The 24,269-nt window shown below is 44.1% G+C and carries 19 protein-coding genes; 14 read left to right on the top strand and 5 right to left on the bottom strand.

All coding sequences use genetic code 11. From position 1 onward, the window contains the following. The first annotated feature begins 381 nt into the window (after positions 1 to 381). From sdhC to sucD, 8 genes are all read left to right on the top strand, one after another. Positions 382 to 774 (top strand): succinate dehydrogenase cytochrome b556 subunit, encoded by a 393-nt coding sequence (sdhC, locus tag MED222_RS09635; RefSeq protein WP_012604532.1) that lies wholly within the window; start codon positions 382 to 384, stop codon positions 772 to 774. Further along, a complete protein-coding gene (gene sdhD / locus MED222_RS09640; protein ID WP_004734215.1) occupies positions 768 to 1,115 on the top strand; it encodes a succinate dehydrogenase, hydrophobic membrane anchor protein in 348 nt (115 codons plus the stop codon). The genes sdhC and sdhD overlap by 7 nt, the downstream gene beginning before the upstream one ends. After that, on the top strand, positions 1,116 to 2,882 hold the full coding sequence (gene sdhA, locus MED222_RS09645; protein WP_009847321.1) for a succinate dehydrogenase flavoprotein subunit: 1,767 nt from the start codon (positions 1,116 to 1,118) through the stop codon (positions 2,880 to 2,882). 12 nt (positions 2,883 to 2,894) lie between these two features. After that, positions 2,895 to 3,608, top strand: coding sequence for a succinate dehydrogenase iron-sulfur subunit (locus MED222_RS09650; RefSeq protein ID WP_009847320.1), 714 nt, complete (start codon positions 2,895 to 2,897; stop codon positions 3,606 to 3,608). Between the two features lie 97 nt (positions 3,609 to 3,705). Then, the gene (gene sucA, locus MED222_RS09655; protein WP_009847319.1) at positions 3,706 to 6,525 is read left to right on the top strand and encodes a 2-oxoglutarate dehydrogenase E1 component; all 2,820 of its coding nucleotides are present in this window, start codon (positions 3,706 to 3,708) and stop codon (positions 6,523 to 6,525) included. Between the two features lie 21 nt (positions 6,526 to 6,546). Next, entirely contained in the window at positions 6,547 to 7,755 is a 1,209-nt protein-coding gene (gene odhB / locus MED222_RS09660) for a 2-oxoglutarate dehydrogenase complex dihydrolipoyllysine-residue succinyltransferase (protein WP_009847318.1), read from the top strand. Positions 7,756 to 7,961: 206 nt separating this feature from the next. Further along, positions 7,962 to 9,128, top strand: coding sequence for an ADP-forming succinate--CoA ligase subunit beta (gene sucC, locus MED222_RS09665; protein WP_009847317.1), 1,167 nt, complete (start codon positions 7,962 to 7,964; stop codon positions 9,126 to 9,128). Continuing rightward, entirely contained in the window at positions 9,128 to 10,000 is an 873-nt protein-coding gene (sucD, locus tag MED222_RS09670) for a succinate--CoA ligase subunit alpha (RefSeq protein ID WP_009847316.1), read from the top strand. The genes sucC and sucD overlap by 1 nt, the downstream gene beginning before the upstream one ends. Before the next feature lie 150 nt (positions 10,001 to 10,150). On the opposite strand, the gene znuB is transcribed toward sucD, so the two are convergent. Next, positions 10,151 to 10,936 carry a zinc ABC transporter permease subunit ZnuB gene (znuB, locus tag MED222_RS09675; RefSeq protein ID WP_009847315.1) on the bottom strand — a complete coding sequence of 262 codons (786 nt, stop codon included), beginning with the start codon at positions 10,934 to 10,936 and terminating at the stop codon, positions 10,151 to 10,153. Further along, entirely contained in the window at positions 10,936 to 11,715 is a 780-nt protein-coding gene (znuC, locus tag MED222_RS09680; RefSeq protein ID WP_009847314.1) for a zinc ABC transporter ATP-binding protein ZnuC, read from the bottom strand. Before znuC ends, znuB begins: the two co-directional genes overlap by 1 nt. Before the next feature lie 83 nt (positions 11,716 to 11,798). Between znuC and znuA the strand changes: the two genes are divergently transcribed. The 5 genes from znuA (at position 11,799) to MED222_RS09705 (ending at position 19,680) form a co-directional block, all read left to right on the top strand. Continuing rightward, positions 11,799 to 12,683 (top strand): zinc ABC transporter substrate-binding protein ZnuA, encoded by an 885-nt coding sequence (gene znuA, locus MED222_RS09685; RefSeq protein WP_009847313.1) that lies wholly within the window; start codon positions 11,799 to 11,801, stop codon positions 12,681 to 12,683. Positions 12,684 to 12,929: 246 nt separating this feature from the next. Continuing rightward, complete coding sequence (locus MED222_RS09690; protein ID WP_032555261.1) at positions 12,930 to 16,316, top strand: helix-turn-helix domain-containing protein; 3,387 nt, start codon at positions 12,930 to 12,932, stop codon at positions 16,314 to 16,316. A gap of 641 nt (positions 16,317 to 16,957) precedes the next feature. Next, positions 16,958 to 17,179, top strand: coding sequence for a FeoA family protein (locus tag MED222_RS22520; RefSeq protein WP_004734203.1), 222 nt, complete (start codon positions 16,958 to 16,960; stop codon positions 17,177 to 17,179). Next, positions 17,180 to 19,453 carry a Fe(2+) transporter permease subunit FeoB gene (gene feoB / locus MED222_RS09700; RefSeq protein ID WP_009847311.1) on the top strand — a complete coding sequence of 758 codons (2,274 nt, stop codon included), beginning with the start codon at positions 17,180 to 17,182 and terminating at the stop codon, positions 19,451 to 19,453. Continuing rightward, positions 19,450 to 19,680 carry a FeoC-like transcriptional regulator gene (locus tag MED222_RS09705; RefSeq protein ID WP_009847310.1) on the top strand — a complete coding sequence of 77 codons (231 nt, stop codon included), beginning with the start codon at positions 19,450 to 19,452 and terminating at the stop codon, positions 19,678 to 19,680. The genes feoB and MED222_RS09705 overlap by 4 nt, the downstream gene beginning before the upstream one ends. A gap of 136 nt (positions 19,681 to 19,816) precedes the next feature. On the opposite strand, the gene MED222_RS09710 is transcribed toward MED222_RS09705, so the two are convergent. Together MED222_RS09710 and argS are read right to left on the bottom strand one after the other, a co-directional pair. Then, positions 19,817 to 20,245 carry an HIT family protein gene (locus MED222_RS09710; RefSeq protein ID WP_009847309.1) on the bottom strand — a complete coding sequence of 143 codons (429 nt, stop codon included), beginning with the start codon at positions 20,243 to 20,245 and terminating at the stop codon, positions 19,817 to 19,819. A gap of 106 nt (positions 20,246 to 20,351) precedes the next feature. Next, a complete protein-coding gene (argS, locus tag MED222_RS09715; RefSeq protein WP_009847308.1) occupies positions 20,352 to 22,085 on the bottom strand; it encodes an arginine--tRNA ligase in 1,734 nt (577 codons plus the stop codon). A gap of 349 nt (positions 22,086 to 22,434) precedes the next feature. Between argS and MED222_RS09720 the strand changes: the two genes are divergently transcribed. Then, a complete protein-coding gene (locus MED222_RS09720) occupies positions 22,435 to 23,031 on the top strand; it encodes a VOC family protein (protein ID WP_009847307.1) in 597 nt (198 codons plus the stop codon). 312 nt (positions 23,032 to 23,343) lie between these two features. Here the strand turns inward: MED222_RS09720 and purU are convergent, their stop codons facing one another. Next, positions 23,344 to 24,177 (bottom strand): formyltetrahydrofolate deformylase, encoded by an 834-nt coding sequence (gene purU / locus MED222_RS09725; RefSeq protein ID WP_012604522.1) that lies wholly within the window; start codon positions 24,175 to 24,177, stop codon positions 23,344 to 23,346. Positions 24,178 to 24,269 lie beyond the last annotated feature (92 nt).

Here is a 24,269-nt window from a genome sequence, read left to right as displayed (position 1 = left end):
GATGTTTATGTGCCATTTTTTTACTGGTCTTACGTCAGAAAGTCAATTTTTCTGCAGCTTTGTGTGCACTTGTTAGTGTTTTTTACATTAAATTCGTTAAAAGTCTGTGCTGTGTAGCATTATTTGTTGCATCAATTGTATTAGAATGTTGCCAGCCGTATAGTGGCGCTGAAAAGTTTGGTTAAAACCTTATAAATGCAAGGCTAAGAAGAAATGTGAGGTGTCTTCGGAAATCTAGCTGTTAACAATTATTTTACAATTATCTAAGGCTCAACTTATGTTATTTGTTAAGTTAATGTTAAATTTTGAGGGTTTGCAATCAAATTTTGTCCATAACAATACATAAGGTTATTTAATGACCATCATGCTCAATGGAGCTGAGTGAGCGAGCCCGTGAAAGAAAGAAAGACAAGACCTGTTAATTTAGATTTACAGACCATCCACTTTCCTATCACAGCAATAGCTTCCATCCTACACCGTGTGTCTGGGGTGATTACTTTTGTTGCGATCGGAATTCTGCTTTGGTTACTATCCATTTCCCTCTCTTCCCCTGTAGGCTTTATGGAAGCTAGCGACATTGTCGACGGTTTCTTCGTGAAGTTTATTCTGTGGGGCATTTTAACCGCTTTGGCTTACCACATTGCTGGTGGTATTCGTCACCTTCTTATGGACCTTGGTCACTTTGAAGAGCTGGAATCTGGCGCTAAGAGCGCGAAGGTTGCATTCGCAGCAACAGCGGTATTGTCTCTACTAGCGGGGATCTTAGTATGGTAAACAACGTTTCTACTTTTGGTCGTAATGGTGTGCATGATTATCTATTGATTCGTGCAACAGCCATCATTATGACGCTTTACACTATCTACCTAGTGAGCTTTTGTGCTTTCTCCGGTGATATTTCTTACGCATCTTGGACGCAATTCTTTGGTGGTACTTTCACTAAAGTCTTCACCATGTTAGCGCTTACTTCAATTTTGGTTCACGCGTGGATCGGCTTGTGGCAAGTACTAACTGACTACATCAAATGTGCAAAATTGCGCGTTGGTCTTCAAGTCGGTGTTGTTGCGGTTCTTCTAGGATATTTCTTCTCTGGTCTGTTTATTTTGTGGGGTGCGTAAGTGACTATTCCTGTTCGTGAGTTTGATGCTGTAGTAATTGGCGCTGGTGGTGCTGGTATGCGCGCCGCGCTACAAATTTCTGAGCAAGGCCTATCTTGTGCGTTGCTTTCTAAAGTTTTCCCAACTCGTTCTCATACTGTATCTGCGCAAGGTGGTATCACCGTTGCTCTTGGTAATGCGCATGAAGATCACTGGGAACAACACATGTACGATACGGTAAAAGGTTCCGATTACATCGGCGACCAAGATGCTATCGAATACATGTGTAAAAATGGTCCTGAGTCGGTTATCGAACTAGAAAAAATGGGTCTTCCATTTTCTCGTTTTGATAACGGCAGTATTTACCAACGTCCGTTTGGTGGCCAATCTAAGAATTTTGGTGGTGAGCAAGCGGCTCGTACCGCAGCGGCAGCCGACCGTACTGGTCACGCACTGTTACACACGCTTTACCAACAAAACATTAAACACAAAACGACGGTTTTCTCTGAGTGGTATGCACTGGATCTTGTTAAAAACGAAGATGGTGCAATCTTAGGTACTACCGCGCTTTGTATGGAGACGGGTGAGGTTTGCTACTTCAAAGCGAAGGCAACAATCCTTGCTACTGGTGGTGCTGGTCGTATTTACGCATCAACAACCAATGCTCACATTAACACTGGTGACGGTGTTGGCATGGCGATTCGTGCTGGCGTTCCAATGCAAGACATCGAAATGTGGCAGTTCCACCCAACGGGTATCGCTGGCGCAGGTGTTTTGGTAACAGAAGGTTGTCGTGGTGAAGGTGGTTACCTTCTCAATAAAGACGGCGAGCGCTTCATGGAACGTTATGCTCCGAATGCTAAAGATTTAGCTGGTCGTGATGTTGTAGCTCGTTCGATGATGGTTGAGATTCGTGAAGGTCGTGGTTGTGATGGTCCATGGGGTCCACACATCAAGCTGAAACTCGATCACCTAGGTAAAGAGACGCTTGAATCTCGTCTACCGGGTGTATGTGAGCTTTCTCGTACGTTCGCTCACGTTGATCCTGTTAAAGAACCAATTCCTGTAATCCCAACGTGTCACTACATGATGGGTGGTGTTCCTACACAGGTTTCTGGTCAAGCAATTAAACAAACTGAAGACGGTACAGACGTTGAAATTCAAGGTCTATTCGCTTGTGGCGAAATCGCTTCAGTATCAGTACACGGTGCAAACCGTCTAGGTGGCAACTCGCTACTTGATTTGGTTGTGTTCGGTCGTGCGACAGGTCTTCACCTTGGTGAGACTTTGAACAAACAAGCTGAAGCAAAACCTGCAACTGAAGCTGACATTGAACGTTCACTAGAGCGCTACAATCGTTGGGAAAACAGTACTGACGGTGAAGATCCTGCGGTAATTCGTAAAGACCTTCAGCAATGTATGCAGAACAACTTCTCTGTATTCCGTGAAGGTAAAGCGATGGCTGACGGCTTAGAAGAGCTGAAAGTGATTCGTGAGCGTCTTAAAAATGCACACCTTTCAGACAAGTCGACTGAGTTCAACACGCAACGTATTGAGTGTTTAGAGCTGGAAAACTTGATGGAAACGGCATTTGCAACCGCGGTTGCAGCAAACTTCCGTACAGAGAGTCGTGGAGCGCATGCTCGTTTTGACTTCCCAGATCGTGATGATGAGCAATGGCTATGCCACTCACTTTACAACCCTGAATCAGAAAGTATGACTAAGCGTGGCGTGAACATGGAACCTATCCATCGTGAAGCATTCCCGCCGAAAGCACGTACGTACTAAGGAGATATGACCATGAAACTGAATTTCTCTTTATACCGTTACAACCCAGACGTGGACCAGAAACCTTACATGAAAGAGTACACCCTAGAGGTGGAAGAAGGTTCTGACATGATGCTTTTGGACGCGCTTATTCTTTTGAAAGAGCAAGATCCAACGATTTCATTCCGTCGCTCATGCCGTGAAGGTGTATGTGGTTCTGATGGTTTGAACATGAATGGTAAAAATGGATTGGCGTGTATCACGCCACTGTCTGCACTTTCTGGCCAAGATAAAATCGTAATTCGCCCACTTCCAGGTTTGCCTGTCGTGCGTGATTTGATCGTAGACATGACTCAGTTCTACGATAACTACGAAAAAGTTAAGCCGTTCTTAGTGTCTGATGGCAATGTGCCACCGGCTCGTGAAAACCTACAAAGCCCTGATGAGCGTGCTCATTTAGATGGTTTGTATGAATGTATTATGTGTGCATGTTGTACGACTTCATGCCCATCATTCTGGTGGAATCCAGATAAGTTCATCGGACCAGCAGGCCTACTTGCAGCATACCGTTGGCTAATAGATAGCCGAGATACGGCGACAGACGAACGTCTGTCCGATCTTGATGATGCATTTAGCGTTTTTCGTTGCCATGGCATCATGAATTGTGTAAGTGTTTGTCCTAAGGGATTAAATCCGACGAAAGCGATTGGTCACATTAAGACCATGCTAGTGAATCGTTCGGTTTAAGTTATATAAAAATTGCCGCCCTAGAAGTTTTGGGGCGGCCTTTTAATAGCTCGGCATAGACCGCAGCAAACGTGAAAACTACTGGTTAAGGGAAAATATGCACAACGGCGTGATGAAGGCATGGCTCGAGTCTTCACACTTGGCTGGCGCCAATGCAACGTACGTAGAAGAACTCTATGAACTGTATCTAAGTGACCCCGATTCGGTAAGTGACGAATGGAGAAGTGTTTTTGAAGAACTGCCTGTGCAAGCTTCAGAAGCAGTGGAACAACCACACTCTCGTGTTCGTGAATACTTCCGTCGACTCGCTCAAGAAACAAAGCATTACAGTGTCCAAGTTAGTGATCCAGATGTCGATGCGAAACAAGTAAAGGTTCTGCAACTTATTAATGCCTATCGATTCCGAGGGCATCAATCAGCAAATCTAGACCCCCTAGGTTTATGGGAAAGAGATACAGTCGCTGAACTGGATCCTTCTTTCCACACTCTTACCGAAGATGACCTCAATGAGACGTTTAACGTCGGCTCTTACGCTATTGGCCAAGAGACGATGGTGCTTCGAGATTTGTACAAATCTTTAAAGCAAACTTATTGTGGTTCGATTGGTGCTGAATACATGCACATGACTAACACAGAGCAAAAGCGTTGGATCCAACAACGTTTAGAGTCTGTTTCTGGTCAACCCTCTTTCGATAAAGAAGAAAAGCAAGCTTTCCTAGAAGAGCTAACGGCTGCTGAAGGTCTTGAGCGCTATCTTGGTGCTAAATTCCCTGGTGCAAAACGCTTCTCTTTGGAAGGTGGTGATGCTCTTATCCCAATGACGAAAGAAATCATTCGTCATGCCGGTGGACAAGGCATGCGTGAAGTTGTTGTTGGTATGGCTCACCGTGGTCGTCTAAACATGCTGGTCAATGTGCTTGGTAAAAAGCCACAAGACCTGTTTGACGAATTTGCGGGCAAGCACAGCGATGATTCATGGGGTACTGGTGATGTGAAATATCACCAAGGTTTCTCTGCGGATTTCGCAACCCCAGGCGGCAACGTTCACTTAGCACTTGCATTTAACCCATCTCACTTAGAAATCGTAAACCCGGTAGTTATCGGTTCAGTACGTGCTCGACAAGATCGTCTAGACGATAAAGACGGCAGCCGTGTACTTCCAATTACTATCCACGGTGATTCAGCTATCGCTGGCCAGGGTGTAGTGCAAGAGACGTTTAACATGTCTCAAGCGCGTGGTTTCTGTGTCGGTGGTACGGTTCGTATCGTTGTAAACAACCAAGTTGGTTTTACGACGTCTAACCCTCGCGATACACGTTCTACGATGTACTGTACAGATATCGCGAAGATGGTTCAGGCTCCGATTTTCCACGTTAATTCTGATGATCCAGAAGCGGTTGCGTTCGTAGCGCGTCTTGCATTGGATTACCGTAATACCTTTAAGCGTGATGTTGTTATTGATTTGGTTTGTTACCGTCGCCACGGTCACAATGAAGCCGATGAGCCGAATGCAACACAGCCTTTGATGTACCAAAAAATCAAGAAGCATCCAACACCACGTAAGCTTTATGCTGATGTGTTAATGGAGCGCGGTGAGTTTGGTATTGATACGGCAACTCAACTGGTTAACGAATATCGTGATGCACTTGATCACGGTGAAGTTGTGGTTAAAGAGTGGCGCCCAATGGCACTTCACTCTGTGGATTGGTCTCCTTACCTAGGTCACGACTGGAACATTGAGTGGGACAATAAGATTGATATCGAGCGCCTGAAAGAGCTTGGTACTAAACTTTGCCAATACCCAGACAGCCACAAGCTGCAAAGCCGAGTAAATAAACTGTACAACGATCGAACTGCCATGGTGAATGGTGAGAAACAAGTCGATTGGGGTATGGCTGAAACACTGGCTTATGCAACACTTGTTGACGACGGTAAGCGTATTCGTATCTCTGGCCAAGATTCAGGTCGTGGTACGTTCTTCCACCGTCACTCAGTACTGCACAATCAATCAGATGCAAGCACGTATGTTCCTCTTGCGAACATTCATGATAAACAAGGGCCATTCCAAGTGTTTGACTCTGTGTTATCTGAAGAAGCGGTACTCGCATTTGAGTATGGCTATGCGACAGCAGAGCCAAGCGGTCTCACCCTTTGGGAAGCACAATTTGGTGATTTCGCAAACGGTGCACAAGTTGTTATCGACCAATTCATTTCATCAGGTGAGCAAAAGTGGGCACGTCTATGTGGTCTAACTATGTTGCTTCCTCACGGTTATGAAGGCCAAGGCCCTGAGCACTCTTCTGCGCGTCTTGAGCGTTACCTTCAGTTGTGTGCTGAACAAAACATGCAGGTTGTTGTTCCTTCAACGCCAGCTCAGGTTTATCACATGATTCGCCGTCAGGTTGTTCGACCAATGCGTCGTCCACTGATTGTAATGTCACCTAAGTCATTGCTTCGTCACCCTTTGTGTACATCTTCTCTTGAAGATTTGGCAGAAGGCACGTTCCAACCAGCTATCGCAGAAATTGATGATCTGGCTCCTGAGAACGTAAAACGCGTCGTGTTCTGTTCAGGTAAGGTTTACTTTGACCTGCTTGACCAAAGACGTAAGAACGAGCAAGACGATGTCGCTATTGTACGTATTGAGCAACTTTACCCGTTCCCTTATGAGGACGTGAGAGCTGCAATCGCACAATACACAAATGTAGTCGATTACGTTTGGTGTCAAGAAGAGCCACAAAACCAAGGTGCTTGGTACAGTAGCCAACATAATTTCCGAGCTGCTATCCCAGTAGGTGCTGATATTCAATACGCAGGTCGTCCTGCATCAGCGTCACCAGCTGTTGGCTATATGTCGGTACACTTGAAACAACAAAAAGCGTTAGTAGACGACGCTTTGACCCTACTTAAGAACTAGAAGTAAAAGGAAAATACAGACATGACAATTGAAATTCTGGTTCCAGATTTACCTGAATCTGTGGCTGACGCAACAGTAGCGACTTGGCACAAAAAACCAGGCGAAGCCGTTGCACGTGATGAAGTCATTGTAGACATCGAAACAGATAAAGTAGTTCTAGAAGTACCGGCTCCTGAAGCGGGTGTTCTGGAAGCTATCATCGAAGAAGAGGGTGCTACGGTACTTTCTAAGCAGCTTCTGGCTAAAATTAAGCCTGGTGCTGTCGCTGGTGAACCAACGAAAGACACCACTGAAGATACAGAAGCTTCTCCTGACAAACGCCACAAAGCGGCGCTAACAGAAGAAAGCAACGATGCACTAAGCCCTGCTGTTCGTCGTCTTCTTGCAGAGCACAACCTACAACCAGCTGACGTTAAAGGCACTGGTGTTGGTGGTCGTATTACTCGTGAAGACATTGACGCACACCTAGCAGCAGCGAAAGCGGCTCCGGCAGCAGCATCTGCACCAGCAGTTGAAGCGCCAGCAGCGGCTCGCAGCCAAAAACGCGTGCCTATGACTCGCCTACGTAAGACAGTTGCAAACCGTCTTCTAGAAGCGAAGAACAGCACTGCAATGCTGACTACTTTCAACGAAGTGAACATGAAGCCAATCATGGACCTTCGTAAGCAGTACAAAGACCAATTCGAGAAGCGTCACGATACGCGTCTTGGTTTCATGTCTTTCTACGTGAAAGCAGTAACAGAAGCACTGAAGCGTTTCCCAGAAGTTAACGCTTCTATCGATGGTACAGATATCGTTTACCACAACTACTTCGACATCAGCATGGCGGTATCTACGCCACGTGGTTTAGTGACTCCAGTACTGAAAGACTGTGACACACTAGGTTTCGCAGATATTGAAAAAGGCATCAAAGAGCTAGCAATCAAAGGCCGTGACGGCAAGCTAACTGTTGATGAGTTGATGGGCGGTAACTTTACTATCACGAACGGTGGTGTATTTGGCTCTCTAATGTCTACGCCAATCATCAACCCGCCTCAAGCGGCAATTTTGGGTATGCACAAAATCCAAGATCGTCCAATGGCTGTTGATGGCAAGGTTGAGATCTTACCAATGATGTACCTAGCGCTTTCTTACGATCACCGCCTAATCGACGGCCGTGAATCAGTTGGCTTCCTAGTGACCATCAAAGAGCTTCTAGAAGATCCTGCACGTCTGCTATTAGACGTTTAGTATCTCTAAAACGTCTAGTTAACCCGGTTAGCTAGACGTAAAAAGTTTCAAAGGCTAGGCTGCTCAACGTCTGGCCTTCACTTGAACTGTAAAGCCATTAGAAAATGGACAGCAGTTGATTTGAGAAGACCCTACAGACGTACCACAGGAAACTGTGTCGTTATGGAAATAATAATCCCTTAAGGGAAAATAAACGGAATATCAAAATGAATTTGCATGAATACCAAGCCAAACAGCTGTTTGCAGAATTCGGTTTGCCTGTACCAGAAGGTTTCGCATGTGATACTGCACAAGAAGCTTTCGAAGCTGCAGGTCGTATCAGTACAGCCAAGAAAGTCGTTAAGTGTCAAGTACACGCTGGTGGTCGCGGTAAAGCGGGCGGCGTAGAGCTACATGACACCAAAGAAGGCGTTAAAGAGTTTGCACAAAAGTGGCTAGGTAAAAACCTTGTGACTTACCAAACAGACGCTAATGGTCAACCTGTAACAAAGATCCTAGTTGAAGAAGCATCGAACATTGCTAACGAACTTTACCTAGGTGCTGTTGTTGACCGTGCAACGCGCAAAATTGTATTCATGGCGTCAACTGAAGGCGGCGTGGACATTGAGAAAATCGCTGAAGAAACTCCAGAGTTGATTCACCAATCAGCGATCGATCCTCTAGTGGGCCCTCAAGCTTACCAAGGCCGTGAACTTGCGTTCAAACTTGGTCTAGTTGGCGATCAAATTAAACAGTTCGTTAAGATCTTCATGGGTCTTGGCCAAATGTTCTCTCAGTACGACCTAGCTCTACTAGAAATCAACCCGCTTGTAATTACCGGCGAAGGCAACCTGCTTTGTCTAGACGGCAAGATCAACATTGACTCAAACGCAATGTACCGTCAGCCAAAGCTTCGTGAAATGCACGATCCTTCACAAGAAGACGAGCGTGAAGCGCACGCAGCTCAGTGGGAACTGAACTACGTAGCACTTGATGGCAACGTTGGCTGTATGGTTAACGGTGCAGGCCTTGCGATGGGTACGATGGATATCGTAAACCTACACGGCGGCAAACCAGCAAACTTCCTTGATGTAGGCGGCGGCGCGACAAAAGAGCGTGTAGCTGAAGCATTCAAGATCATCCTTTCTGATGACAATGTTAAAGCAGTACTCGTAAACATTTTCGGTGGCATCGTTCGTTGTGACATGATCGCTGAAGGTATTATCGGTGCAGTTAAAGAAGTAGGCGTAACAGTTCCAGTAGTTGTTCGTCTAGAAGGTACAAACGCAGACCTAGGTCGCGAAGTACTTGCTAATTCTGATGTTGATATCATTGCTGCTGTATCTCTAACAGATGCTGCTCAGAAAGTTGTTGCTGCTGCGGAGGCTAAATAATGTCTGTATTAATTAACAAAGACACTAAAGTAATCTGTCAGGGTTTCACTGGCGGTCAAGGTACATTCCACTCAGACCAAGCTATCGCATACGGTACGCAAATGGTTGGTGGTGTTTCACCTGGTAAAGGTGGTCAAACTCACCTAGGCCTTCCAGTATTCAACACAGTACGTGAAGCAGTAGAAGCGACTGGCGCAACAGCAACAGTTATCTACGTACCAGCACCTTTCTGTAAAGATGCAATCCTAGAAGCGATTGATGCAGGTATCGAACTGATCGTAACAATCACTGAAGGTATCCCTACTATAGATATGATCGATGTTAAAGTGAAGCTAGAAGAAACTGGCGTTCGCATGATCGGTCCTAACTGTCCAGGTCTTATCACTCCGGACGAGTGTAAGATTGGTATCATGCCTGGCCATATCCACAAGAAGGGTAAAGTAGGTATCGTATCTCGTTCAGGAACTCTGACGTACGAAGCAGTTAAGCAAACAACAGATGAAGGCTTTGGTCAGTCTACATGTGTTGGTATCGGTGGTGACCCTATTCCAGGTTCAAACTTCATTGATATCCTAAAACTTTTCCAAGAAGACCCAGAGACTGAAGCAATCGTAATGATTGGTGAGATCGGTGGTACTGCGGAAGAAGAAGCGGCTGAGTTCATCAAAGCAAACGTAACTAAGCCAGTTGTATCTTACATCGCTGGTGTTACGGCTCCTCCGGGTAAACGTATGGGCCACGCAGGCGCAATCATCTCTGGCGGTAAAGGTACTGCTGAAGATAAATTCGCAGCACTGGAAGCAGCAGGCGTTAAGACTGTTAAGTCTCTTGCTGACATCGGTAAAGGCCTACGTGAAATCACGGGTTGGTAATCAGCTGGATTTTATCTAATGAGATAGAAGTTAACTGAACGATATTAAAAAGGCTTGGTCACTGACCAAGCCTTTTTTGTATGTTTTCAATGATACGAGATACGAGATACGAGATACGAGATACGAGATACGAGATCGTACTGATAAGTGCTAAGCTCGGCTTCTAACCATTTGAGATAACATAAACATTGCCGCAGCACTGATAACAACAGAAGGGCCGGCCGGTGTGTCATAGAACCAAGACAAGCTCAATCCTCCGAACACAGCGATAGAACCAATTACCGATGCAAGGAATGCCATTTGTTCGGGTGTATTGGCGAATTTTCTTGCCGTTGCTGCCGGAATGATAAGTAGTGAGGTCATGATTAACGCACCAACAAACTTCATACCTACTGCAATCACGATCCCAACCAATAGCATCAAAATAAGACGCATTAAATCAATGTTGATGCCATCAACCGCTGCGAGATCTTCGTTAACGGTCGTCGACAATAGTGGTCGCCAAAAGATAGCAAGTACCACTCCAATCACGGCAGCACCCGCATAGATGAATACCAAATCTGTCGGAGACACTGCAAGCAAGTCACCAAATAGGTAGCTCATTAGGTCAACGCGAACGTTATCTAAGAAACTCACGGCGACAAGACCCAAAGACAGAGCGCTGTGCGCCAAAATACCGAGTAGGGTATCGGTCGCGACCAGCTTTTGTTTTTGTAAAGTCACTAGCAACACAGCCAGCATCAAACAACAAATCAGCAGCGCGAAATACAAGTTAATGTTGAACAGAAAGCCAAGTGCTAAGCCCATCAAAGAAGCGTGAGCAAGCGTGTCACCAAAGTAAGCCATCTTGCGCCACACCACGAATGAACCTAGTGGCCCCGCGATTAGAGCAATGCCCAAGCCAGCTAAAATAGAGGGAAGAAGAAACTCAAGCATTAGTGGTGTCCGTGTCTATGGTTTGAACATTCATGCACGTCGCCTTCGACAGGCTGTCCTGCGAGATCATGATGGTGATGTTCGTGTTGGTGGTGATAAAAGGCTAAGGTCTCTTGGGTCGCGGTGCCAAAAAGTGCGATATAAGAGGGGTGGTGTTTGATGTCTGCAGGTGCGCCTGAACAGCAGATATGGTGATGCAAACAGATAACATCGTCTGTTTTTGCCATCACTAAATGCAGATCGTGTGAAACCATAAATACGGCACAACCAAAGCGGTGACGAATGGTGTCAATTAGGTCATACAGGTCTATTTGCCCTTGTACATCAACGCCTTGAGCAGGTTCATCAAGAACCAGTAGATCGGGTCTTCTTAGCAATGAACGAGCAATCAGCACACGTTGGTTTTCACCGCCAGATAGCTGGTGCATGTTACTCTTTTGCAGATGTTCAGCACCAACGAGCTTCAATGCTTCGAGGATCTCTTGCTGACTGAACTTGCCAGTGAGCTTTAGAAAACGTTCTACATTGAGCGGTAGTGAATCATTGAGCTTTAATTTTTGTGGTACATAGCCAATTTTCAGTTTTTTAGCTTTTGTTATTGTGCCTGAAAATTTGGTCTGTAAACCTAATACCACTTTTACTAATGTCGACTTTCCTGCACCGTTTGGCCCAATCAGGGTGGTGATTCTGCCGCGCTCTAAATTTAGAGAGATGTTATCTAGAACTTTTCGACCGTCAAATTCGACGCTCACAGAATCTAGTTGGATTAAATTATCCATGAATAGAACTCATTTGCAATTCGCTAATGTTATAATGTAACATTTACCTCAAGCCTAAGCTACTTTTCTATTAACGAGGAATTATGTCACGTTCATCTTTTATACTTGCTACTTTGCTTTTAGCGCCAAGTGTTGCAAGTGCCAATACTATTCTAACAAGCTTCAAACCAATTCAAATGATTGTGACAGAATTAACGCAGGGCGTTAGTGAACCGGATGTGTTGATGAACAGCAATGCTTCGCCGCACGATTATGCGCTTAAGCCATCAGATGTCAAAAAAGTTCATAGTGCCGATATGGTGATCTGGTTTGGCCCTGACCTAGAAGCTTTTTTGACCAAGGTGATTGGTTCTAAAGAAAACGTTATCAAGATCAGTGAGATTCCGGGGATTAACTTGAGAGAGTTTGGACATGAAGACCACGATGCTCATGAAGGGCACAACCATGGTAGCCATGACCCGCATTTTTGGTTGGGTATCGATCAAGTCGAGGTAGCGGCAAAATATATCTCAGCTAAGCTAATTGAGTCAGACTCTGATAACGCCATGGCGTATCAAGAGAACCTAGATTCATTCTTGATTGCTTTGAAAGAGAAACAGCAGGCGATTCATGAACAACTCGCGCCAGTGAAAGACAAAGGCTACTACGTATTCCATGACGCGTATGGCTACTTCGAACAAGAATTTAAGTTGAATAATCTAGGTCACTTTACGGTTAGCCCTGAGCGTAAACCTGGCGCAAAAAGTCTGATAGCTATCAAGAAGACTTTGGTGCGTGAAAATGTTCAATGCGTATTTTCAGAGCCTCAATTTACACCAGCGGTGATTGAATCGGTGACTCGTGGAAGTAACGCTAAACAAGGGCAACTTGATCCTGTCGGTTCGCAGGTTGAAGTGAAGAGTGGAAGCTATTTTGATTTTCTTCAGCAGCTTACAGATAGTTACACAAGTTGCTTAAGTGGAATGTAATCAATATTGAGTATTCTTTACGACACTTTGCTCTCGTTAATTGATGAATCATGCCGCTTTTTGCGGCATTTTCGTGACCGCTAAGATAAAACCTTCCAACAAATATCAAACCTCCTTTCTCCTTTGTCAATTTCAGCTAAAATAGAAAGATAATAATAAGCACAAAAAAACTCACTTTTTGGTTAATCAGCAACAAGCGTTGTGAGAACCAATATTTCATGTGTTGTTGCTGTTCAGGATTAAAAGTTGTATCGAATTATTTTCAAAATGTTCATCTTAATGAGCATTTCATTTAGCGTTCTTGCGGTAAATACATCACCCTCCGTTTTCTACCCTTTGCCCGTTCAAGCACAAGGGAACTTCCTTGCGGCAAAAAATCTGTACTTAGGTGAAGGTGGCGGACTCTGGGTTCATGATGTGCATGGAAAAATACTTTTTTATGATGGCAGAACCCTATTCCCTCGAAAAGGTAGCCTTTTGCAATTTTCTTCAGAGAAAGTCGCGTTTCTTAACGATGAGTTTTGGACTTTCTTTGATAATGAGGTGTACCGACATAGCCCAGGAATCGGCAACGCACTTGCATTTAGTTTAAGCCCAGGGGCTGAGATCGCGAATATCGGTGCTTCCGGTGATTATATTTGGGTTACAGATGGCAGTAATTTCTATACGTACAATACTCAATCTTTAGAATTTAGCACTTACTCGCTTCTAAAATTGTATCGGCATAACAATAGCAGCGATATTGCGATTAACGATGCTGAGCGGGTGCTGTCAAAATGGGTGCTTGCGACCAGTTCCGGAGTGTACCTTTCTGATAGCCAAGAATTTACTCATATCGGTGCATCAGAAAAAAATCATATAGAGACGCTGTATTTTTCGATGGCAAGACGTGAGTTAGTCATTGGTACATTGAATGGTGCAGTGATTATAGATCTTGCAAATCCTAAGAAAGAAAGGTGGGTGCGTGGTTCGCATGTTCTTTCTCTCGCTGAAACAACCGATCAATACTGGATTGGGACTGAGCATGGTCTTATCAGCTACAACTTTATTACAGGGAAAATTACACGATTTGAACAAGCCGATAATCAAGACTTTTCGTTACCGGGTGAAAAAATATATTCGTTAATTAACGACCATGCTGGTGGAATGTGGGTCGCGACCAATAACGGAATTCGATACTTTTCACTGTTCAGCAGGACATTCTCAAGAACGCCATTAACGGGAATGGGGATGCATTCGAGTAGTGTGGTGATAAACAAAGTACAGCTTGTTCGCGATCAACTGTCTTGGGTTGCTTCTTCCAGGGGGCTCTATTTGGTTGATTCTCAAAGTGAAGATAACCCCGTTCGTGTTTACTCTAACCCAGTACAGGATTTTGAGATCTTTGGTTCTTCAATTTGGTTGGCGACTGCAGAAGGTATTCTTAGTTTCAATACTGATACGTTAGAGGCTGAAAAGGTCGATCTACCAAGAGCGATTGAAGGTGTACCCGTTGAAAACTTTGCATTTGAAGCGGATAACATGCTTTGGATGACCTCGGGACAAAACCTTTATTCGTTATCTATCGAAACCAATAAGTTGACCAGTTATGGCACCGACTGGTTAGTTGATAAATTTTTGCCAGCAAAGATCACCGCTCTCAATATAGGTTTACAAGGTCGTATTTATGTTGGTACTGATCACGGATTCTACTCTTTTCTTGATGAGAGAATTAGCTTTAGTCATTCAAGCGAGCGGCTTGGCAAAGTGGTCGATATTGAAAAAGCAAAAGATGGATCCCAGTGGTTTGCGAGTAGCTATGGTGTGTATCGAATCCCTAATAACAGTTCTATTATTCAAGAGGTCACTCTTGTTGAGGAAAATATCAGTCCTAAATGTTTAATTAGCGACGATAATGGGATGTGGTTAGGCTCTTCGAAAGGTATTAGCTATTACGGATTGGATGGGCAACTGCATAAACATATCGGCTCACCATTTGGCTTGATCACCAATGAATTGGCTGCAGGTGCGTGTGCTCCGTTTTACAGCGAAGGTAGCCAGTCTACTAGGCTTATCTTCGGCTCAAGATATGGCGTGGTGAGTGCATTAGCTAATGAGCTATTGGTATCAACAACACCTCATAGCCGTGCATTGCTGAGCAAGATAAGTGTCGACCATCAGATAGTATCACTTGGTGGCAAGACGGCTGATTTAGATGAAATTCCTTATGGCTCATCAATCGGTTTTAAGATTGGAATTTTACCAGCGACATACACGCCTGCAATGGAGTATCGACTAAGCGACAATGAACCTTGGAGTGAGTTTGAAGGGGGGGTACTAACACTCGATCACCTTCTTCCTGGGGACTATACGTTGGAAGTGAAACCCGTTAAGGACTCCCATTATCGCTTTACGTCAACGAACCAAAGCTTCTCTATTGCGGAACCTTGGTATCTGAGTAATTGGGCAGCAGCAAGCTCTCTTATATTACTTATCTGTGTAGTGACTGCTTTGGTTTTTTGGCGATCACGTTACGTCACTTTCGCCAACAGGCACTTAAAGGCGCAAGTTGCATTAAAGACAGATCAACTGAGGCATCAAAGCCGAATACTACTAACGACTAATCAACAGCTTAAAAAACAGTTGTCAGTTAAGAGTGCTCTTGTCACACATACTGCTAATGAACTCTCTTCTGAAGTTAATCATATCGCAGCTATGATCCCAAATTGGAATGATGAACAAGGTAAGTCGCCAATATTGACATTGAAAAATGGCTTGGCTCAGTTGAGTAACACGCCACAAGGGAAGGGAAAGGTTTGTTACGATATAATTTTAATCTTAGAAGCTGTACTCAAAGCTTGGCAGGACGATTTAGCCAAAGCTGGTATTGAACTGGATATTAAAGTTGACACTAAACAACGACACGTCTCCTTGCTGTATTTTAATCTTGATATTATTTTCAACAGTCTAGTCGCTAGCATCATTAAGAGAAATTTTAAGTCACAGAGTATGGTGGTATTGGTTGAAGAGGTTAAAGGGCACCTTGTTGTGACGATCCGAGACCATGGAATGCCTTTCCCTAAATTGACTTCAAGCATTAATGACAATACTGGAAAATCGACCGACCTAAACATCGAAAAGTTGCCATTATTGATGAACCAGAGCGGTGGTGAACTGAATGCTTTTGTCTCGGACTCTCAAAATAAGGTGCAGCTTTCGTGGCCGATTGAATATCAAGTGTTAGATAATTTGGAAGCTAGCACAATTGAACAGATTGAGACCATTAAACTTACAGTTTCAGCGACGGAGCAACAAAGGTTAAGTGCTGAGCAAGAGTGGAAAAACAGAGTGTCACAGCTTGTAAGTGAAAACTACGCCGATGCAGAGTTCAGTACTGCAAATGCTGCTAAGTACTTGTTCATGTCAGAGAGAAGCTTACAGAGACGTTTTAAATCGGCTTATAACAAGACCTTTAAAGAGCATTTGAATGAAGTACGTTTGGAGCATGCGTGCGAGCGGCTACTTGCGGGAGAGAGGATTTCAGACGTCGCGTTTGATTCTGGTTTCAATGACCCTTCCTATTTCAGTCAAAGGTTTAAACATCACTTTGGCATGTCGCCATCTAAGTTTGCTGAAAACAACGAAGAGCAGTGAGCTAGGGACGTCCAGTAACAATATAGATAAAGATACTTTGAGCCTCGACATTCGTGTTGGGGCTTTTTTATGCTTCTACGAGATACGAGATACGAGATACGAGATACGAGATACGAGATACGAGATACGAGATACGAGATACGAGATACGAGATATAACGATAGTTGGGGGAGTTTAAAAAGGTTTTTGGGTTAAAACAAAAGGAAGAAAAAAAATATCGTGGTATAGCCGGGGGGACTATACCACGGGTGCCAATGACACCTTCGCTTGCTGCCGGAGTGATATGGCAAGCCACATCACCTCTGGAATAAAATTAAAGAGAAAGAGTTTCTCTTCGATGGAGTAACTATACGGGTAGCGACTTGTTTTGCTTATAAAATTAACGACAGATGACTGTGAGAAAACCGACATTATTATAAGTTGTTGATTATTATTGTCTTATTGTTTTCTGGTTGACGCGTACTAGTAAGGTAGTCCCCACTAATTGTTGAAAGTGACGTTTTTGACGTAAACGTTTTTAACGAAATTTACGAGAGTGTATTTTCGAAAACATTGATTTCACACAATAGAATTGTGGGTATGTGCGTGTATTATGTCGGTAATAACAATCTTTCTCATTATCAATCTCGAACTGGGTACTTATGAAACTCTCACAACTAGAGCAAGGAAAAGCGGCTTCTATTGTTGCACTTACAGGTTTAACACCAGACGTTAGAAAAAAACTAATGGTTATGGGCATGTTGCCAAAAACCGAGGTGACACTTATCCGTCGTGCACCTATGGGTGATCCGCTTCAAGTTGAAGTGAGAGGTGTTTCTATAGCCATTCGTGAAAGCATTGCAGAACAAATCGAGGTTATCTAAATGGATTATCAAGTTCTTACTGTTGGTAACCCTAATAGTGGTAAAACAACATTATTTAACGCATTAACTGGCGCAAAACAGCACGTTGGTAACTGGGTTGGTGTGACCGTAGAAAAGAAAACCGGTTTATATTCGCACGCTGGTGATCAATTTCAGTTAACGGATTTACCAGGCATTTATGCACTAGACAGTGGCAATGATGCAAACAGTATCGATGAGTCGATTGCATCACGCGCCGTGCTTACTCACCCAGCGGACGTGATCATCAATGTTGTTGATGCTAGCTGTTTGGAAAGAAGCTTATACATGACATTACAATTGCGAGAGTTGGGTCGCCCAATGATCGTTGTATTGAACAAAATGGATGTATTAAAGCGTGAGCGTCAGGTGATTAATCTTAAGGCTCTAGAAAAAGAGCTAGGTTGCCCGGTTCTAAGCTTGTCAGCAAACGATAAAGGGCAAGTGGTTCGTTTTAAAGAGCGTTTGCATAAGCTTCTGGTTCAAGGGGTGAGTCTTGATCCTATCTCTATTGATTACGATGCCGCGTTAGAAGCTCTTATTCCTTCTGTTGATTCACAATTTGATGATGCTGACGTATCTCACCGAGCGCTAGCGATTCGTGCTTTAGAAAATGATTACTTGGTATTGAATGGTTTGGCCCCACAAACTCGCACTCAAATTGATAGTGTGCGTCTTGGTGCCGATTTCGATATTGATCTTGCTGTTGCTGACGCTAAATACACTTTCTTACATGAACTTTGTAAACGAGTTCGTCGCAGCGAAGGCAAACTGAGCCGTAATTTCACAGAGAAAGCCGATCAATTCATTTTGAATAAATGGGTCGGGATTCCTTTCTTCTTCGTCATCATGTACCTAATGTTTATGTTCTCTATCAATATCGGTAGCGCGTTTATCGACTTCTTCGATATTGGTGTTGGCGCAATATTAGTTGATGGCGGACATCACTTATTAGATGGTCACTTACCGGTTTGGCTAGTCACCGTTCTTGCTGATGGTATTGGTGGCGGTATCCAAACGGTTGCGACCTTTATTCCGGTAATCGCTGCTCTTTACCTATTCTTAGCGGTACTAGAAAGTTCAGGCTACATGGCGCGTGCCGCATTTGTACTGGATAAAGTGATGCAGAAGATTGGCTTACCGGGCAAAGCATTTGTACCACTTGTTCTGGGTTTTGGCTGTAACGTACCTTCTATCATGGCAACTCGTACTCTTGACCAAGAGCGCGAACGTAAACTCGCCGCATCAATGGCACCGTTTATGTCATGTGGTGCTCGTCTACCTGTATACGCACTGTTTGCTGCTGCATTCTTTCCTGGTGCTGGACAAAACGTTGTGTTCGCTCTGTACATCATGGGTATTCTGGCTTCTGTGTTTACGGGCTTGTTCCTTAAAAATACTATCTATCCTGGTAGCAGCGATAGCTTGGTTATGGAAATGCCGGATTACGAATTGCCGACCGTGCAAAACGTGATGCTGAAAACTTGGCAGAAGCTGAAACGTTTCGTGCTTGGCGCAGGTAAAACCATTGTAATGGTTGTGGCAATTCTGAGTTTCTTGAATTCATTAGGTATGGACGGCAGTTTTGGTAACGAAGACAGTGAAAGTTCTGTGCTATCTAAAGCGGCTCAAGTTGTAACTCCAGTGTTCCAACCGATTGGAATTACTGAAGAGAACTGGCCTGCAACGGTTGGTATCATTACCGGTATTTTTGCGAAAGAAGCTGTGGTTGGTACGCTAAATAGCTTATACACTACACCTTCTGATGAAGAAGCGGCTGAGTTTGATCTAGCGGCAAGTTTAGAAGAAGCTGTAATGACCATTCCTGAAAACCTTGCTGGTTTGAGCTATTCAGATCCATTAGGAATTGAAGTTGGTGACTTGTCTGACTCTAGTTCTGTGGCTGCTGATCAAGAGGTTGATACTTCGATCTTTGGTAACTTGAAAGATAAGTTTGTATCAGGCCACGCTGCGTTTGCTTACTTAATCCTAATCTTGCTTTACACACCTTGTGTGGCAGCGATGGGTGCTTATGTTCGTGAATTTGGTCAGACGTTTGCCCGCTTCATCGCAGTTTGGACAATGGCACTTGGTTACTTCGGTGCGACCTTCTATTACCAAGCAGCAAACTTCGCTGTACACCCAGTAAGTAGTGCTGTGTGGATGGTGGCAATTGCTGGTGGTTTTGTGGTGACGTATCGCATCTTCAAGAAAATCGGCAGTAAGCAAAAAGCACTTGAGGTGCAAGTAGTATGATTTTAACTGAACTTCATCAATACATTGATAACGAAGGTGTTGCTGCTCGTAGTGAGCTTGCATCTAAGTTTGGGGTAAGTGAAGACGGTATCGATGCTATGCTGGGAGTGTGGGTCAAGAAAGGCAAGATATCTCGCTTGGTCGACACCAATAAGCATGGCCATACAACACGTATTCGCTACACCATCAGCAAACAAGATGGTTTGTCACTGAATGTGATGATGTAGTTCAGGTCTCATACTCTCGTTGAAAGCGACGAGATTAGACAATAAAAAAGCCGCTCACCTATTTTAGGTGAGCGGCTTTTTGTTATGTGTCTTATCTGAACTGTCTTGTTTTAAAGCTCAATGAGACCAACTCAAATTACGCCTTCTTGAAGATAGAACTCAGCGACAAAACGTTTTGGATACGAGTATGGATTGCAGCTTGTTCTTCTTCCGTACGCTGCTCACCTTTAGTGTTTCCCCATACTGGTCCTGGCCATGCGATGTCATTTTTGAAACGCGCAATATGGTGAATGTGCAGTTGTGGCACCATGTTACCTAGCGCGCCTAGGTTTAATTTGTCTGGTTGGAATGTCGCTTCTAATGCTTGGCTTACCGCTTGAGACTCAAGCAAGAACTGCTGTTGTTCTTTCATTGGTAGATGGTGCAACTCTTTTAGGTTGGCGCGTTTGGGTACCAAGATAACCCAAGGCACTGCACTGTCTTTGCTTAGCAGCGCCAAGCTTAGTGGAAATTCGCCAATAAGCGTGGTGTCTTTTGCTAACTGTGGGTGAAGTTCAAAGCTCATTATTATTATCCATTTCGATTTCTTGAATTCAGTATACGTTAGATAAAACAAAAGGTTGATGCTCTCACATCAACCTTTGTATTTATTCATTGTAACCCGAAGGGGATTACATACGCTCTAGAGTTTCGATACCTAGAAGCGACAGACCTTGCTTGATAGTCTTAGCTGTCAGTGCAGCAAGCTTCAGGCGGCTCTGTTTAACGGTTTCATCTTCAGCCACAAGGATAGGGCATGCTTCGTAGAAGCTAGAGAATTGACCAGCAAGTTCGAACAGGTAGCTACACATGATGTGTGGTTGACCTTCACGAGCAACAGACTGTACCGCTTCTTCAAATTGTAGAAGTTTCGCGATAAGGGCTTTCTCTTTCTCTTCAGTGATTTTGATTTCACCTTCTAGAGAGTCCATAGAAATGCCTGCTTTAGCAAAGATTGAAGCGACACGAGTGTATGCGTACTGCATGTACGGTGCTGTGTTGCCTTCAAATGCCAGCATGTTTTCCCAGTCGAACACGTAATCAGTGGTACGGTGCTTAGAAAGGTCTGCGTATTTAACTGCTGCCATTGCTACTGTGTTCGCAATGGTTTTCTTCTCGTCTTCTGCTAGCTCAGGGTTTTTAGATTCAATCAGCTGAGTTGCACGTACTTCTGCTTCGTCCAGAAGGTCAGCAAGACGCACTGTACCGCCAGCACGAGTTTTAAATGGCTTACCATCTTTACCTAGCATCATGCCGAACGCGTGGTGCTCAAGAGATACAGACTCAGGAACATAACCCGCTTTACGAACGATAGTCCAAGCTTGCATTAGGTGTTGGTGCTGACGAGAGTCGATGAAGTAAAGTACGCGATCTGCGCCCAGTTCTTCAAAACGATATTTAGCACAGGCAATATCGGTGGTGGTGTATAGGAAGCCACCGTCACGTTTTTGCACGATAACGCCCATAGGGTCGCCATCTTTGTTTTTGTATTCGTCTAGGAATACAACTTGTGCGCCGTCAGACTCTTTTGCTAGACCTTGTGTTTGTAGGTCAGAAACGATGTTTGAAAGCATATGGTTGTACATACTTTCACCCATCACATCATCACGTGTTAGTGATACGTTCAGGCGATCGTAGTTACGTTGGTTTTGAACCATGGTTACGTCAACAAGCTTTTTCCACATTTCAGCACAGTATGCGTCGCCACCTTGCAGTTTCACTACGTAGCCACGAGCTTTCACAGCGAATTCTTCGTCTTCGTCGTAAAGCTTTTTAGATTCACGGTAGAACTGCTCAAGATCTGACAGTTCCATTGAAACTTCACCAGTTTCAGCTTGGATGCGCTCAAGGTTTGCGATAAGCATACCGAATTGAGTACCCCAGTCACCAATGTGGTTAGCACGGATAACTTTGTGACCTAAGAACTCAAGTGTACGAACAACAGCATCACCGATGATCGTTGAACGTAAGTGGCCTACGTGCATTTCTTTTGCAACGTTTGGAGCTGAGTAGTCAGCAACAATCGTTTGTGCTTCTGCGGCTGAAACACCAAGGCGAGAGTCAGCAAGCGCTGCGTCTGCTTGTTGTGCCAGGAACGTTTCATCTAGGAAGATGTTTAGGAAACCTGGACCTGCGATTTCAACTTTAGAAGCGATACCGTCTAGGTTTAGAACGTCCAATACTTTTTGAGCAAATTCTCGAGGGTTAGTGCCTAGTCGTTTAGCAACACCCATAATGCCGTTTGCTTGGTAGTCACCAAATTGTGGTTTTGCAGATTGACGGACAGCCGCAGGAGAGCCTGCAGGTGCGCCAGCGGCTTCTAGAGCCTGAGATACTTTGTCATTAATCAGTGCTTGGATATTCACACGCGTTTCCTTCAATTCAAGGATGAATAAGAGTAGCCGTTATTTCGTGGGCATTAAATTTGGCTAATTATGCTTCTAGTTAACGATTTAATGCTGAAATGAACAACAGACTCTGTTTAAGTTCACAAAAATGGCGTTAATCATACCAATTTTGTGGGCTTTCTTATAGGTCGAATTGATAGAAAATTAACATTTCCTGAGGGGTTTTTGACAATCAACTTTGACCAAGCCAAGTTTGTCTATTTAGGAAAGTAAGACACGGTACTTTTTGAGTGTTTTTTGTCAAAGCAGCGCTTGTTGCTGGAAGTAAAACTGATACCATGCTGCCATTATTTGGAGAACATAGACAATGACGATGAGCCTGAAGCAAGCAGAACTAGAACCACAACAAATGATTGCACGCCTTGATACGTTTATGACGAAAATTGAGAACCTCGGAAATGTGCTGGGTTTGGATTTAAGCTTTGCTCAAGCGGATCATATTGCATTAAGAATCAATGAAACTGAGCTTGCGAAATCAGCACATCAAGCATGGTCTGAATACGGCTCTACGATTTCAGAAGCGATGATCAATGGTCGTCCCATTGTGGTGTTGGCTTTCGATAAACCATTGCAAAGCCTTGGTTGGAAGATTGAATGTTTAGAGCTTCCATACCCAGCTGAAGGCAAGATTTACCCGAGCCAAGATTGGGAGCATGTAGAGTTTGTGATTCCTTCTCACGCACAAACGGCCGATGAGTATCTAGCAGACCTTAAAGAGACTTACCCGCAGTTCGCTGCTAAGTTTGAAAATTTGGCAGATCAAGGCATTAAGATAAAACTCTCTAGCCCGAAAGGTGAGGGGGAACGTTTGAATAATCCAACGGTTGCATTCAAGCATCAAGGGATTTGCATTAAGCTGCATCCACACTCTTTGAAGAAGATTGTTGAGTCAGAACAGGCCTAATTTGATTGGATAGTTGCTGGGAATAGATTCCTGAACTCACCAAGGCTCGTCGGAATTACGGGGTGTTTGATGGTGTTTGCCAGGTCTATCTTTAGATGCTGACAGTCTGAGCGTTCGAGGGCGTATGTCAGAGTCTACGGTTAGAAGGTTCTTACCGAATTCGTCATTCCCGATAGCGACGAAGGAGCGTAGTCGGGAATCTCATAAAGCTAGTCAGATCATCAGATACAAAAAACGCGCAATGGATTAACCCTATTGCGCGTTTTTTATTGGGTTCTAACTGGAAGTCTTACCTGAAATCGAACCTCCGATCTACAGAATCACGGTCTTGTTGCCGTAAACAAACACGTGATCATTGATCACTTTGTTTAAAGCCTTACTCAACACGTTCTTCTCTACGTCACGACCCGCTTGTGCCATGTCTTTCGCGCTGAAATTGTGATCCACTGGGATAACATCTTGCTTGATGATTGGACCTTCATCGAGATCGTTTGTCACAAAGTGTGCCGTTGCACCAATGATCTTCACACCGCGCTCGTAAGCTTGCTGGTATGGCTTAGCACCAATGAATGCAGGCAAGAAACTGTGGTGAATGTTGATGATTTTGTGGTTGTACTTCTCAACAAACCCCGGCGTCAGCACTCGCATGTATTTAGCAAGCACTAGATAGTCCGCCTCATACTGGTCAATGACTTCCAACATCTTCTTCTCATGCTCTTCACGGTTTAATCCTTCGTGAGAAACATGGTGGTAAGGGATATCAAAACGCTCGGTTAGGCTTTGCAGTGTATCGTAGTTACCAACTACTGCCGCAATATCAACATCTAAACTGCCATCGAAGTTCTTCATCAGAATATCGCCAAGGCAGTGTGCTTCTTTAGTTACCAGAATCACAACACGCTTACGAGATGAATCAACCAGCTTACGTTTTGTGTTTTCTGGCAGGGCTTGGTCTAAATCGGCGAGTAAGGTTTCGTCATTGAAGTAGCCCTCTAGCTCTGTGCGCATAAAGAAGTGGCCACTTGTGTTATCAACGAACTCATTATTGTGAATAATATTGAGTTGGTGCTTATAACAAATGTTGGTGATCTTTGAGATGAGGCCTGGGGCGTCAGTACAATGTGTTAATAAAGTTTTTCTTTCCATTTGCATCTTACTTCCATGAATGTTGCACTTATTATATGAAATCGGGATTCTTCAAAATTTAATGCAGGCCGTCGAACGGTGAACTGAGCCGC

This window comes from Vibrio sp. MED222 (genome assembly GCF_000153005.1).
GTDB lineage: Bacteria > Pseudomonadota > Gammaproteobacteria > Enterobacterales > Vibrionaceae > Vibrio > Vibrio tasmaniensis_A.
This window is presented reverse-complemented; position numbering and strand designations above follow the sequence as displayed.

Bases quoted from the DNA above. Each gene is read 5' to 3' on its own strand.
- MED222_RS09720 (WP_009847307.1), top strand. From the start codon at position 22,435: ATGACGATGAGCCTGAAGCAAGCAGAACTAGAACCACAACAAATGATT.
- znuB (WP_009847315.1), bottom strand. From the start codon at position 10,936: ATGCTTGAGTTTCTTCTTCCCTCTATTTTAGCTGGCTTGGGCATTGCT.
- MED222_RS09710 (WP_009847309.1), bottom strand. From the start codon at position 20,245: ATGAGCTTTGAACTTCACCCACAGTTAGCAAAAGACACCACGCTTATT.
- znuC (WP_009847314.1), bottom strand. From the start codon at position 11,715: ATGGATAATTTAATCCAACTAGATTCTGTGAGCGTCGAATTTGACGGT.
- MED222_RS09705 (WP_009847310.1), top strand. From the start codon at position 19,450: ATGATTTTAACTGAACTTCATCAATACATTGATAACGAAGGTGTTGCT.
- feoB (WP_009847311.1), top strand. From the start codon at position 17,180: ATGGATTATCAAGTTCTTACTGTTGGTAACCCTAATAGTGGTAAAACA.
- sucD (WP_009847316.1), top strand. From the start codon at position 9,128: ATGTCTGTATTAATTAACAAAGACACTAAAGTAATCTGTCAGGGTTTC.
- odhB (WP_009847318.1), top strand. From the start codon at position 6,547: ATGACAATTGAAATTCTGGTTCCAGATTTACCTGAATCTGTGGCTGAC.
- MED222_RS09650 (WP_009847320.1), top strand. From the start codon at position 2,895: ATGAAACTGAATTTCTCTTTATACCGTTACAACCCAGACGTGGACCAG.
- purU (WP_012604522.1), bottom strand. From the start codon at position 24,177: ATGGAAAGAAAAACTTTATTAACACATTGTACTGACGCCCCAGGCCTC.
- sucC (WP_009847317.1), top strand. From the start codon at position 7,962: ATGAATTTGCATGAATACCAAGCCAAACAGCTGTTTGCAGAATTCGGT.
- MED222_RS22520 (WP_004734203.1), top strand. From the start codon at position 16,958: ATGAAACTCTCACAACTAGAGCAAGGAAAAGCGGCTTCTATTGTTGCA.
- sucA (WP_009847319.1), top strand. From the start codon at position 3,706: ATGCACAACGGCGTGATGAAGGCATGGCTCGAGTCTTCACACTTGGCT.
- sdhD (WP_004734215.1), top strand. From the start codon at position 768: ATGGTAAACAACGTTTCTACTTTTGGTCGTAATGGTGTGCATGATTAT.
- znuA (WP_009847313.1), top strand. From the start codon at position 11,799: ATGTCACGTTCATCTTTTATACTTGCTACTTTGCTTTTAGCGCCAAGT.